We start from the raw sequence: 12,569 nt of genomic DNA on the forward strand, positions 1-12,569 counted from the left end.
CGCCGCGGGCGGGTGCCCGACGGTCAAATTCCACGCGGATGCGGCTATGCTGGCCGCGCATGAAGCCGCGCCTGTCCCCCGCGCTGCACCAGCACCTGGTCCTGACGCCGCAACTGCGCCAGGCGATCCGGCTGCTGCAGCTGTCCACCGCGGAGCTCGAAGCCGAAGTCGCCGACGCGGTGGCGAGCAACCCGCTGCTCGACTGGACCGAGGAGACCGACCAAGGCGACGCGATCCCCGGCGAACCGTCCGCCGAGATGCTTGATGCCGCGCCGCAGGACGCGCCTGCCGAGGAGCGCTGGGATCGCGATGCGGAGCCCTGGCAGGAACGCATCGGCCCGGGCGGCGACGGCGACGAGGACATGGGCGACCCGGGCGACCGCGCGAGCAGCGGGGAAACCCTGCGCGACCACCTGCTGTGGCAACTCCACCTCGGCCACTTCAGCCAGCGCGACGCGACGATCGGGCTGGCGATCATCGACGCGATCGACGACGACGGCTACCTGCGCGACGGCCTCGACGCGATCGCGGACGTGTTGCTGCCTGGCGTGCGGGCCACCCACCCCGAGATCCAGCAGGTGCTGCACCGGATCCAGCAGTTCGACCCGGTGGGCGTGGGCGCCCGCGACCTAGGCGAATGCCTGCGCCTGCAGCTGCTGGCGCTGCCGGCGGAGACCCCGGGGCGCGCGCTTGCGCTGGACGTGGCCGCCGGACCGCTGGCGCGCCTGCCGCGTATGGGCCTGGACGGCCTGTGCGCGGAACTGGACTGCAGGCGCGAGGACGCCGACGCCGCCGTGCAGCTGCTGCGCAGCCTGGACCCGCGTCCCGGCTCGCGCTACGGCGAGCTGCCACCCGGCACCTACGTCACCCCCGACTGCGTGATCTGGCGCCAGCAGGGCATGTGGCGGGTGGCGCTGGCGAGCAACGCGATGCCGCGGATCGCGATCCAGCGCGGCTACGAGCAGATGATCCGGCACGCGCGGCCGAGCGACGCCGATTACCTGCGCGGGCGCCTGCAGGAGGCGCGCTGGCTGCTCAAGGGCCTGGAGTCGCGCGCCGACACGCTGCTGCGCGTCGTGCGTTGCCTCGTCCGGGAGCAGGCCGGCTTCCTCGAGTTCGGCGCGCAGGCCCTGCACCCGCTGACCCTGCGCCGGGTCGCCGAAGAGCTGGGCATGCACGAATCCACCGTCTCCCGCGCGATCGCCCGCAAGTACGTGCGGACCCCGCGCGGCACCATCGCCCTGCGCGACTTCTTCGCCTCCGGGATCGAGACCGGCGACGGCGGCAGCGCGTCCAGCACCGCCATCCAGGACATGATCCGCAAGCTGGTCGCCGCCGAGGACCCGCGGAAGCCCTTGTCCGATGCGCGGCTTGCCGATACGTTGAAGGCGGAAGGCGTGCCGGTCGCACGACGCACCGTCGCCAAGTACCGCGAAGCCCTGCAGATCCCCGCCTCGCACGAACGCGTGCGGATCGGCTGACGCAGCGGCATCGCCCCACCCGGGCCCGGCCCGGATCGCACCACGTCGAAGGAGGTCCAGATGCAGATCGAAACCCATGGCCAGCAGATCGAAGTGACGCCCGCCCTGCGCGAGTACGTCGACAACCGGTTCTCCCGCCTAGGCCGGCATTTCGACCATCCCTGCCAGGTCCGCGTGCAGCTGGGCCTGGACAAGCCCGACCACAAGGCCGAGGCCACCGTCGCGCTCTCCGGCAAGACCCTGCATGCCGACGCCTCCGCGCAGGACATGTACGCCGCGATCGACCTGCTCTCGGACAAGCTCGACCGGCTGCTGATGAAGCACAAGGAACGCATGGTCGACCACCACCGCGGCGAGGGCCTCCCGCAGGACGCGGCCTGACGCGCCGGCCCGCGTCCACGCGACCCGATGAACGCCGCGCGCATCACCGCCGCCGAACTGTTCGCGCTGCAGCAGGACGCGCTGGGCCTGCGCTGGATCGCCGGCGAGCGCGAGGCCGGCCGGCGGGTGCTGGAGGCGGTGGAAACCGTCGCCCGGCGCCCGTCGCTGGCCGGCTACCTCAACATCATCTATCCCAACAAGGTGCAGATCCTCGGCAGCGAGGAACTGGCCTGGCTGGACGGGCTGGACGCCCGCCAGCGCTGGGAGACGATCCAGAAGATCATGGATTTCCGGCCGCTGGCGCTGGTGATCAGCAAGGACCAGAGCTGCCCGGACGACCTGCGCACGGCCGCGGAGGAATCGGAGACGCCGCTGTGGAGCTCGCCCAAGCGCGGGCATGAACTCCTCAACCACCTGCAGTACAAGCTGGCGCGCACGCTGGCGCCGCGGGTCACGCTGCACGGCGTGTTCATGGAGATCTACTCGATGGGGGTGCTGGTCACCGGCGAGTCCGGCTCCGGCAAGAGCGAGCTCGCGCTGGAACTGGTCACCCGCGGCCACCGGCTGGTCGCGGACGACGCCCCCGAATTCACCCAGATCGCGCCCGACGTGCTCGACGGCACCTGCCCGGAGCTGCTGCAGGACATGCTGGAACTGCGCGGCCTGGGCGTGCTCAACATCCGCGAGATGTTCGGCGACACCGCGGTCAAGCGGAACAAGTACCTGCGCCTGATCGTGCACCTCAGCAAGCCCTCGCTCGAGCCCAGCCCCACCGGCCTGGAGCGCCTCACCGGCGACATCGGCACCCGCCGCGTGCTCGACCTCGACGTGCCGATGATCACCCTGCCGGTGATGGCCGGCCGCAACCTCGCGGTGCTGACCGAAGCCGCCACCCGCATGCACATCCTGCGCAGCAAGGGCGTCGATCCCGCCGCCGCCTTCATGGCCCGGCACAGCCACTTCCTGGAGCGCGCGCAGTGAGCGCCGCGCCCGCGCTGGTGATCGTCAGCGGCCTGTCGGGCTCCGGCAAGTCGGTGGCGCTGAAGACCTTCGAGGACCTCGGCTACTACTGCGTCGACAACCTGCCGGCGGAGCTGCTGCCGGAGTTCGTGCGCCGCCTGCTGGCCGGCGACAACCCGCCGGACCGGATCGCGGTCGGCATCGACGCACGCAGCCTGGGCGACCTCGCCGAAGTCCCCGACGTGCTGTCGCAGGTCGGCGCGCAGGGCCTGGACCCGCGCCTGCTGTTCTTCGACACCCGCGACGAGGTGTTGCTGCGACGCTACGCAGACACCCGCCGGCGGCATCCGTTGAGCCACCTCGGGCTGGTGCTGCCGGACGCGATCTCGCTGGAGCGCCAGGCGCTCCGCCCGGTGCGGCAGATCGCCGACACCGTGCTCGACACCAGCGACCTCAACGTCCACCAGATGCGGCGCCGGGTGCTGACCGAGTTCGGACTGTCGGGCGTCGGCCTGTCGCTGCTGTTCGAATCCTTCGCCTACAAGCGCGGGGTACCACCCGAGGCGGACTTCGTGTTCGATGCGCGGGTGCTGCCCAACCCGCACTGGGACGCGCGCCTGCGCCCGCTGTCCGGCCGCGATGCCGAAGTCCGCGAGCACCTCGACGGCGATGCCGACGTCGTCGCCTACGTGGCGCAGGTCGAAGGTTTCCTCGACACCTGGCTGCCCAAGCTGCGCTCGGAGACCCGCAGCTATGCGACCGTGGCGTTCGGCTGCACCGGCGGCCGGCATCGCTCGGTCTACCTCGCCGAGCGCTTCGCCCGCCACTTCCGCGAAGGCGGCTGGCCGGAAGTCGCGGTGCATCACCGCGAGCTGGACTGACGCGCTTCCGCAGCGTCATTCACGTCTGTTAACTTGCCGGCATGGCCGTCGGCATCCTGCTCATCACCCACGAAGGCATCGGCAACGCGATGATCGCGGTGGCCACGCGGCTGCTGCGCAAGCTGCCGCTGGACACCACCGCGCTGGAAGTGCCGTTCGACGGCGACGCCGAGAGCCTGCTGCCGCTGGCCAGCGCAGCGCTGCGCCGGGTCGATGGCGGGCACGGCGTGCTGGTCCTGACCGACCTGTACGGCGCCACGCCCAGCAACCTCGGGCAGCGCGTGGCGCGGCTCGGCACGCCGGTGCGGCGGGTTTCCGCGCTCAGCCTGCCGATGCTGCTGCGGGTGATGAACTACGCCGACCTGCCGCTGGACGACTTGCCCGCGATCGCCGCGGCCGGCGCACGCAACGGAGCGATCATCGATGAAGCCTGAAGCCCCGGGGAAACCGTCGTGATCCGCCGCGACCTGACCATCGTCAACCGCCTCGGCCTGCATGCGCGCGCCACCGCCAAGCTGGTGCAGCTGCTGTCCACGTTCCGCTGCCAGGCCACGCTGGAAGCGCGCGGCCGAGAGGTCAACGCCAAGAGCATCATGGGCGTGATGCTGCTGGCCGCCGGCCCGGGCAGCACGGTCGTGCTGCGCGTCGATGGCGAGGATGCCGAAGCCGCCGCAGACGCCGCGGCGGCCCTGTTCGAGCGCCGCTTCGACGAGGACGCCTGATGCGCAAGGTCCTGTCCGGCACCGCCGCCGCCCGCGGCAGCGCGCTGGGACGGGCCCGCGTCCGCCTGCCGCATGCATTGGACGTGCAGGAAGCGCGGATCGAGCCGGCCGAGGTCGAATCGGAACTGGCGCGCATCCACGCCGCGGTGGAGACCGTGCGCGGCGAGATGCACGACCTGCGCGAACGCCTGCACGGTGCGCTGGCGCAGGAAGTCGGCGAATTCCTCGACCTGCATGCACTGCTGCTTGACGATCCGGAACTGCTGCGCGGCATCGACGCGCTGATCCGCACCGGGCTGTACACCGCCGACTACGCCCTGCGCCTGCAACGCGACCGCATCGCCGCGGTGTTCGAGGGCATGGACGATGCCTACCTGCGCAGCCGCATCGACGACATCGACCAGGTCATCGGCCGCCTGCACGCGGCCCTGCACCGCCGCGCCGCCGACCTCCAGGGCGTCGCCGGCGAGATCCTGGTCACCGACACCATCGCGCCCGCCGAGCTCGCCCAGCTGCAGGCGCAGGGGGTGATGGGCATCGTCACCGCGGGCGGCAGCGCGCTGTCGCACAGCGCGATCCTGGCCCGCAGCCTGCACCTGCCGCTGGTGGTCGGCGCACCGCTGGCGCTGCAGAAGGTCAACGACGGCGACGTGCTGGTGATCGACGGCGCCAGCGGGCTGGTGGTGCTGGAGCCGAATGCCGACGACCTGCGCGCGCACCGCGCCCGGGTCGCCGACTCCAAGCGGGAACGCAAGCAGCTCAACCGCCTGCGCCGCGAGCCCAGCCGCACCCTCGACGGCGTCGACATCAAGCTGTGGGCCAACGCCGAGTCGCGCGACGACGTCGCCGAGGCGCACGCGCTGGGCGCGGCCGGGGTCGGCCTCTACCGCACCGAATTCCTGTTCATGCACAGCCGCACGCTGCCGGACGAGGAGACCCAGTTCCGCGCCTACCGCGACCTCGTGCTGGGCATGACCGGGCGCACGGTGACGGTGCGCACCCTGGACCTCGGCGCCGACAAGGCCGACAACACCGGGCTGGCCCTGCGCGACGAACCCAACCCGGCGCTCGGCCTGCGCGGCGTGCGGCTGTCGCTGGCCCGCGACGGCCTGCTGCATGCGCAGCTGCGCGCGATCGTGCGCGCCTCGGGCTATGGCCCGGTGCGCGTGCTGGTGCCGATGGTCAGCGGCATCGAGGAAATGCGCGCGGTGCGCAACGCCCTGCGCGAGGTGCATGCGAGCCTGCGCGCGGAGGGCCACGAGGTCGCCGACCACGTCCCGCTGGGCGCGATGATCGAAGTGCCGTCGGCGGCGCTGGCGCTGCGCGGCTTCATCGACCTCTGCGACTTCCTGTCGATCGGCACCAACGACCTGGTCCAGTACCTGTTGGCCGCGGACCGCACCAACGAGGCGCTCGGCGAGCTCTACAGCCCCCTGCACCCCGCGGTGCTGCAATTGCTGCGCGACGTGGTGCGGCTGGCCGCGCGCCGCGGCAAGCCGGTGGCGGTGTGCGGCGAGATCGGCGGCGACCCGCTGTTCGCGCCGCTGCTGCTGGCGCTGGGCCTGACCGAACTCAGCCTGCATCCCGGCACCCTGCTGGAGGTCCGGCGCGCGATCCGCGGCTGCGATGCCGCGGCGCTGCGCGCGGCCGGCCCCGCCCTGCTGCGCGCACGCGACCGCGCCGGCATCGAACGCTGGCTGGCGGCGCACGCGCCACGCGGGTGACACCGCCGGCGGTGGCGCGCGATAATGCGCCCATCATGAACACTTGATCCGGCCGTGCCTGCAGGGTGCGGCATCCACGTCCCCTTGCAGTCGCGCCGCACGGCACGACGCCCGTCCCGGAAGCGTGCCCATGGCCGAAGCCATCCGCCACGACAAGACCGCGCGCCAATTGCGGCTGCTGAGCGATGCGCTGGATTCCGGCCGGCTGGGCCCGGTGCGGCGGCTGGTCAACACTCTGTCGCCGGCCGAGATCGGCAACCTGCTGGAGTCGCTGCCGCCGGGCAAGCGCTCGGTCGTCTGGGGCCTGGTCGATCCCGAGGACGACGGCGAGGTGCTGGTGCACGTCGGCGACGAGGTGCGCGAGTCGCTGATCGCGGACATGGACCCGGACGAGCTGGTCGCGGCGGTCGAGGACCTCGACATCGACGACCTCGCCGACCTGGTCGAGGACCTGCCCGACACGGTGATCGACGAAGTCCTGAAGTCGATGGACCGCGAGAACCGCGAGCGCCTCGAGCAGGTGCTGTCCTACGACGAGGACAGCGCCGGGCGCCTGATGAACCCTGACGTGGTGACCGTGCGGGCGGACACCACGGTCGACGTGGTGCTGCGCTACCTGCGGCTGCGCGGCGAGCTGCCCGAGCACACCGACCACCTGTACGTGGTCAGCAAGCGCCACCAGTACCTCGGGCGGATCGCGCTGCAGGCCCTGCTCACCCACGAGCCGGGCACCGCGATCAACAAGCTGCTCGACGACGAGCAGCCGGCGATCGGCGTCCACGAGACCTCCGAGGAAGTGGCCCGCCAGTTCTCCGACCACGACTGGATTTCCGCACCGGTGGTCGACGATGCCAACATCCTGCTCGGCCGCATCACCATCGACGACGTGGTCGACATCATCCGCGAGCAGGCCGAGCACCAGGCGCTGGGCGCCGCCGGCCTGGACGAGGACGAGGACCTGTTCTCGCCGGTGCGGCGCGCGTTCCGCAACCGCCTGATCTGGCTGGGGGTGAACCTGGGCACGGCGTTCCTGGCGGCCTCGGTGGTCGACCGCTTCGCCGGCTCGATCGAGCAGCTCGCCGCGCTGGCGGTGCTGATGCCGATCGTCGCGGGCATGGGCGGCAATGCCGGCACCCAGGTGCTGGCGCTGATGGTGCGCGGCCTGGCGCTCGGCCAGATCGGCGCCTCCAACGTGCCGACCCTCGTGTGGAAGGAAGTCCGGGTCGCGCTGATCAACGGCCTCGCCCTCGGCGCGGTGCTCGGCGTGGTGGTCCTGCTGTGGTTCCGCAACCCCGCGCTGGCCGCGGTGATCGCCACCGCGCTGACCCTGAACCTGTGCTTCGCCGCGCTGGGCGGCGTGTTCGTGCCGGTGACGCTCAAGCGCATGGGGTTCGACCCGGCGCTCGCGGGCGGCGTGATCCTCACCACGATCACCGACGTGATGGGCTTCCTGACCTTCCTCGGCCTGGCCACGCTGGTGTTGCTGCGCTGACGTCCCTCGCACCAGTCCAAGTGACGCACGCAATGCACCGCAGGCGGCCCATGGCCGCGGTGCGGGCGCGCTGTCAGTCGTCTCGTTCCACCACCACGGCCGTGCCGTAGCACAGCACTTCGGTGAGACCCGCCATCAGCTCGGTGGCGTCGTAGCGCACCGCGATGATGGCATTGGCACCGAGTCCGCGCGCGTGTCGCACCATGTCGCGGTAGGTCTCGTCGCGCGCCTGCTCGCAAAGCTCCGTGTAGATCGTGATGTTGCCGCCGAACAGGGACTGCAGCCCGCCAAAGATATTGCCGACGATGGAGCGCGAGCGGACGGTGATGCCCCGCACGAGGCCGAGACTGCGCACGACGCGGAGTCCGGGCAATGCTTGCGCGGTCGTTACCATGGCATCGCCGATGACCGGCATTTCCGCAGGCATGGTCGGGCTGGAGTTGTACGGATCGGTCATCGCGTCCCCCGCATGGAATCCCCCAAGGACGGCGTTCAGCCCAGCAGCGCTTCCAGTACCGCCATCCGCACCGCGACGCCGTTCGCGACCTGGCGCAGCACCCGCGACTGCGGGCCGTCCGCCACCGCGTCGGTGATCTCGACGCCCCGGTTCATCGGCCCCGGATGCATGACGATCGCGTCGGGCGCGGCGCGCGCGAGGCGGGAGTCGGTCAATCCGTAGTCGCGGTGGTAGTCCTCGATCGACGCCACCAGCCCTTCGGCCATGCGTTCGCGCTGCAGGCGCAGCATCATCGCCGCATCCACGCCGTCGAGCGCCGCATCCAGGTCGTCGGTGACCGTGCAGCCGCGCAAGGTGTCGTCGTCGGGCAGCAGCGACGCCGGCCCGCATACGCGGATCTCGCCGCAGCCGAGCGTGCGCAGGGCATGCAGGTCCGAGCGCGCGACCCGCGAGTGCTTCACGTCGCCGACGATCGCGACCTTCAGCCGCGAGAAATCCGCGCCCTTGGCCTGGCGCAGGGTCAGCATGTCCAGCAGCCCCTGGGTCGGGTGGTTGCTGCGGCCATCGCCGGCATTGAGCAGGACCGTGCCCGGCTCGGCCGCCGCGGCGAGTTCGGCCACAGCGCCGTCGCGCTTGTGGCGGACCACGAAGGCATGCACGCCCATCGCTTCCAGCGTCTTCAGGGTATCGAGGTCGGCCTCGCCCTTGGTGGTGGACGCGGTCGATGCATCGAAATTCAGCAGGTCGGCGCCCAACCGCTGCGCCGCCAGCGAGAAGCTCGAGCGGGTGCGCGTGGACGGCTCGAAGAACAACGTGCAGACCGCCTTGCCGGCCAGCACGCCGCGCTGCGCCGTGCCGCCATGGGCATCGGCGGTCAGTCGTTGCGCGCGTTCGAGCAGCCGCTCCAGCTCGGGACGCGGCAGCCCCTCCAGGCTCAGCAAGTGGCGTAGGCGGCCTTCGGCGTCGGTCTGGAGGTCGGTCATGGCGCGCTATTGTCCGCCAAAACCCGCGCCGCGATCACCCGATCGCGACCGCGTCCCCGGGCGAGGACAGCCAGCGCTCGACGATCACCGCGGCAGCGACCGCGTCCAGCAGCTCGGCATCGCGTCGCTTGCGGCGTCCTTCCGCGCGCTCCGCCGCAAAGCGGCGCGCCGCCTCCTGCGAGCTGTTGCGCTCGTCGACCATCACCACCGGCAGGCGGAAACGCGCCGCCAGCTCGCGGGCGAAGCCCTGCGCGAAGCGGCGGATCGGCTGGTCCCCGCCATCGAGGGTCATCGGATCGCCGACCACCAGGCCATCCGGGCGCCATTCGCGGACCAGGCGCTCGACCTGCCGCCAGTCGGGACCGCCGCCATGTACGTCGACCACCGCCACCGGCCGCGCGCCGGCGCCGAAGGCGCTGCCCACCGCCACCCCGATGCGGCGCTGGCCGGCATCGAAACCGAGCACGGTGCCATCCGCGCGGATCGCGGGGCGCGAGGCTGCGGCTTCGCTCATGCGTGCCCGCTGTGGCTGGCGACGTTGACCAGGTCGACGCCGATGCTGCCCGCCGCGGCCTGCCAGCGCTGCTCCAGCGGCAGGTCGAACAGGATCGCCGGCGCGACCGGAACCAGCAGCCAGCTGTCCTCCACCAGCTCCTGTTCCAGTTGCCCGCCACCCCACCCCGCGCAACCCAGCGCGACCGTCGCCTGCGCCGGGCCTTCGCCGCGCGCCATCGCCTCCAGCACGTCGCGCGAGGTGGTCAGCCGCAGGCCGTCGCCGATCTCCAGCGAGGAATCCCATTCGCCGTCGCCGTCGTGGATCACGAAGCCGCGCTCGGGATGCACCGGGCCGCCGGCGAGCACCGCACGCGCCTGCAACGCCTCGTCGTCGCTGGCGATGCCCATCTGCCGGAAGACTTCGCCGAGGGTGTACTCGGAGACCCGGTTGACGACCACGCCCATCGCGCCGTCGCCATCGTGCTGGCACAGCAGGGTCACGCTGCGCGCGAAATTGGGGTCGTGCAGGGCCGGCAACGCGACCAGCAGGCGATTGGCGAGCGACGAGGCGACGGGGGGCGACATGCCCCGATTCTAGCGGCTGCGCGCGACGACGCGACCGCTCAGCGCGCCTCCGCCACCTCGACCCCGTCCAAGCCCTGGGCCAGGGTGGCGGCATCGCCGCCCCGGGCCAACTTGATGCGCAGGCGCACCTCGTTGGCGGAATCCGCGTAGCGCAACGCATCCTCGTAGCCGATCTCGCCGGCCTGGTACAGCTCGAACAGGCTCTGGTCGAAGGTCTTCATCCCGAGCTGGACGGATTCCTTCATCACGTCCTTGAGCTTGTGGATCTCGCCGTCGCGGATGTAGTCCTGCACCAGCGGGGTGCCCAGCAGGATCTCCATCGCCACGCGGCGCGCCTTCCCGTCCGGGGTTGGGATCAGTTGCTGCGCGACCACGCCCTTGAGGTTGAGCGAGAGGTCCATCAGCAGCTGGTTGCGCCGGTCCTCGGGGAAGAAGTTGATGATGCGGTCCATCGCCTGGTTGGCGTTGTTCGCATGCAGGGTGCACAGCACCAGGTGGCCGGTCTCGGCGAACGCGATCGCGTGGTCCATGCCCTCGCGGGTGCGTACCTCGCCGATCATGATCACGTCTGGCGCCTGGCGCAGCGTGTTCTTCAGCGCGTTCTCCCAGCTGTCGGTGTCGATGCCGACCTCGCGCTGGGTGATGATGCAGCCCTCGTGCTTGTGCACGAACTCGATCGGGTCCTCGATGGTGATGATGTGGCCGGTCGAGTTCTGGTTGCGGTAGCCGATCATCGCCGCAAGCGAGGTCGACTTGCCGGTGCCGGTGGCGCCCACGAAGATGATGATCCCGCGCTTGGTCATCGCCAGCGACTTGATGATCGGCGGCAGGTTGAGCTCCTCCACCGTCGGGATGCGCGTCTCGATCCGGCGCAGCACCATGCCGACCTGGTTGCGCTGGTAGAAGCACGACACGCGGAAGCGACCGACGCCGGAGACGCCGATCGCGAAATTGCACTCGTGGGTCTTCTCGAACTCCTCGCGCTGCGAGGGCGTCATCACGTTGAGCACGAGGTCGCGCGACTGCTGCGGCGTGAGCGGGGCCTGGGTGATCGGGCTGATCTTGCCGTTGACCTTCATCGCCGGCGGCATCCCGGCGGTGATGAACAGGTCCGACGCCTTCTGGTGCGCCATCAGCTTGAGGAACGAGGTGAAATCGATGCTGCTCATGTGTCAACTCCGATGGGCGCCGTGCGGGGGATCGCGGCGGACGGGCGGCGCCCCGTTCACTCGAACAGTCGCTTGTCCTTGGCGTACTCGCGGGCCTGCTGGCGGCTGACCATGCCGCGCTTGACCAGGTCCTGCAGGTGCTGGTCGAGGGTCTGCATGCCCGCGTTCTGGCCGGTCTGGATGGCCGAGTACATCTGCGCCACCTTGTCCTCGCGGATCAGGTTGCGGATCGCCGGGGTGCCAACCATGATTTCCCAGGCCGCGGTGCGCCCGCCACCGACCTTCTTCAGCAGCGCCTGCGAGATCACCGCGCGCAGCGACTCGGACAGCATCGAACGCACCATCGGCTTCTCGCCGGCGGGGAACACGTCGATGATGCGGTCGATGGTCTTGGCCGCGGACGAGGTGTGCAGGGTCGCGAACACCAGGTGGCCGGTCTCCGCGGCGGTCAATGCCAGTCGGATCGTCTCGATGTCGCGCATTTCGCCGACCAGGATGTAGTCCGGGTCCTCGCGCAGCGCGCTGCGCAAGGCCTCGTTGAAGCCGTGGGTATCGCGGTGCACCTCGCGCTGGTTGATCAGGCACTTCTGCGAGGTATGCACGAACTCGATCGGGTCCTCGACCGAGAGGATGTGGGCGTACTCCGACTTGTTGATGTGGTCGAGCATCGCCGCCAACGTGGTGGACTTGCCGGAGCCGGTCGGGCCGGTGACCAGGATCAGGCCCTGCGGCTGGTCGATCAGTTCCTTGAAGATGCGCGGGCAACCGAGGTCCTCGAGCGTGAGGACTTCGGAGGGAATGGTGCGGAACACCGCGCCGGCGCCGCGGTTCTGGTTGAACGCGTTGACGCGGAAGCGCGCCAGGCCGGGGATCTCGAAGCTGAAGTCGACCTCGAGGAATTCCTCGTAGTCGCGGCGCTGCTTGTCCGACATGATGTCGTAGACCAGCGCATGCACCTGCTTGTGGTCGAACGCCGGGATGTTGATGCGGCGCACGTCGCCGTCGACGCGGATCATCGGCGGCAACCCCGCCGACAGGTGCAGGTCGGACGCTTTGTTCTTGACCGAGAACGCCAGCAGTTCTGCGATATCCATGGTGGCACTGCTCCCCTGGGTGCGGCCCGTCTCCCCGGGACGCGCGTGTCGTCGTAACCGCACCGGGGCGCTCCAGCCCCGTCGCGACGCTTCGAGTCCCGGGGCCACCCCGTGCGGAACGGCCCCGTACCCGCGTGCCAGCACC

The 12,569-nt window shown here is 70.6% G+C and carries 14 protein-coding genes; 8 read left to right on the forward strand and 6 right to left on the reverse strand.

Annotated elements, in window-relative coordinates:
- Positions 1-59 precede the first annotated feature (59 nt).
- The 8 genes from ON759_RS05765 (at position 60) to mgtE (ending at position 7,641) form a co-directional block, all read left to right on the forward strand.
- Positions 60-1,481, forward strand: coding sequence for an RNA polymerase factor sigma-54 (locus ON759_RS05765; protein WP_271679403.1), 1,422 nt, complete (start codon positions 60-62; stop codon positions 1,479-1,481).
- 60 nt (positions 1,482-1,541) lie between these two features.
- Entirely contained in the window at positions 1,542-1,862 is a 321-nt protein-coding gene (gene hpf / locus ON759_RS05770) for a ribosome hibernation-promoting factor, HPF/YfiA family (RefSeq protein WP_271679404.1), read from the forward strand.
- A 27-nt stretch (positions 1,863-1,889) separates the two neighbouring features.
- Positions 1,890-2,843, forward strand: a complete 954-nt coding sequence (gene hprK, locus ON759_RS05775) for an HPr(Ser) kinase/phosphatase (RefSeq protein WP_271679405.1) — start codon at positions 1,890-1,892, stop codon at positions 2,841-2,843.
- Positions 2,840-3,703, forward strand: coding sequence for an RNase adapter RapZ (rapZ, locus tag ON759_RS05780; protein ID WP_271679406.1), 864 nt, complete (start codon positions 2,840-2,842; stop codon positions 3,701-3,703). The genes hprK and rapZ overlap by 4 nt, the downstream gene beginning before the upstream one ends.
- Before the next feature lie 41 nt (positions 3,704-3,744).
- Positions 3,745-4,137 (forward strand): PTS sugar transporter subunit IIA, encoded by a 393-nt coding sequence (locus ON759_RS05785; RefSeq protein ID WP_271679407.1) that lies wholly within the window; start codon positions 3,745-3,747, stop codon positions 4,135-4,137.
- A gap of 18 nt (positions 4,138-4,155) precedes the next feature.
- A complete protein-coding gene (locus ON759_RS05790; protein ID WP_271679408.1) occupies positions 4,156-4,425 on the forward strand; it encodes an HPr family phosphocarrier protein in 270 nt (89 codons plus the stop codon).
- On the forward strand, positions 4,425-6,149 hold the full coding sequence (ptsP, locus tag ON759_RS05795) for a phosphoenolpyruvate--protein phosphotransferase (protein WP_271679409.1): 1,725 nt from the start codon (positions 4,425-4,427) through the stop codon (positions 6,147-6,149). Before ON759_RS05790 ends, ptsP begins: the two co-directional genes overlap by 1 nt.
- A 130-nt stretch (positions 6,150-6,279) precedes the next feature.
- A complete protein-coding gene (mgtE, locus tag ON759_RS05800) occupies positions 6,280-7,641 on the forward strand; it encodes a magnesium transporter (protein WP_271679410.1) in 1,362 nt (453 codons plus the stop codon).
- 73 nt (positions 7,642-7,714) lie between these two features.
- On the opposite strand, the gene ON759_RS05805 is transcribed toward mgtE, so the two are convergent.
- The 6 genes from ON759_RS05805 to ON759_RS05830 are packed head-to-tail and all read right to left on the reverse strand — an operon-like array spanning position 7,715 to position 12,424.
- The gene (locus ON759_RS05805; protein ID WP_271679411.1) at positions 7,715-8,098 is read right to left on the reverse strand and encodes a YbjQ family protein; all 384 of its coding nucleotides are present in this window, start codon (positions 8,096-8,098) and stop codon (positions 7,715-7,717) included.
- 35 nt (positions 8,099-8,133) lie between these two features.
- Entirely contained in the window at positions 8,134-9,081 is a 948-nt protein-coding gene (locus ON759_RS05810) for an aspartate carbamoyltransferase catalytic subunit (protein WP_271679412.1), read from the reverse strand.
- Between the two features lie 34 nt (positions 9,082-9,115).
- Positions 9,116-9,595: a Holliday junction resolvase RuvX gene (ruvX, locus tag ON759_RS05815; RefSeq protein WP_271679413.1), complete on the reverse strand. Its 480-nt coding sequence runs from the start codon at positions 9,593-9,595 to the stop codon at positions 9,116-9,118.
- A complete protein-coding gene (locus ON759_RS05820) occupies positions 9,592-10,161 on the reverse strand; it encodes a YqgE/AlgH family protein (protein ID WP_271679414.1) in 570 nt (189 codons plus the stop codon). Before ON759_RS05820 ends, ruvX begins: the two co-directional genes overlap by 4 nt.
- 38 nt (positions 10,162-10,199) lie before the next feature.
- A complete protein-coding gene (locus tag ON759_RS05825) occupies positions 10,200-11,330 on the reverse strand; it encodes a PilT/PilU family type 4a pilus ATPase (RefSeq protein ID WP_271679415.1) in 1,131 nt (376 codons plus the stop codon).
- A gap of 56 nt (positions 11,331-11,386) precedes the next feature.
- Entirely contained in the window at positions 11,387-12,424 is a 1,038-nt protein-coding gene (locus ON759_RS05830) for a type IV pilus twitching motility protein PilT (RefSeq protein ID WP_271679416.1), read from the reverse strand.
- Positions 12,425-12,569 lie beyond the last annotated feature (145 nt).

Source organism: Thermomonas mangrovi (genome assembly GCF_028201335.1).
GTDB classification, from domain to species: Bacteria; Pseudomonadota; Gammaproteobacteria; order Xanthomonadales; family Xanthomonadaceae; genus Thermomonas; species Thermomonas mangrovi.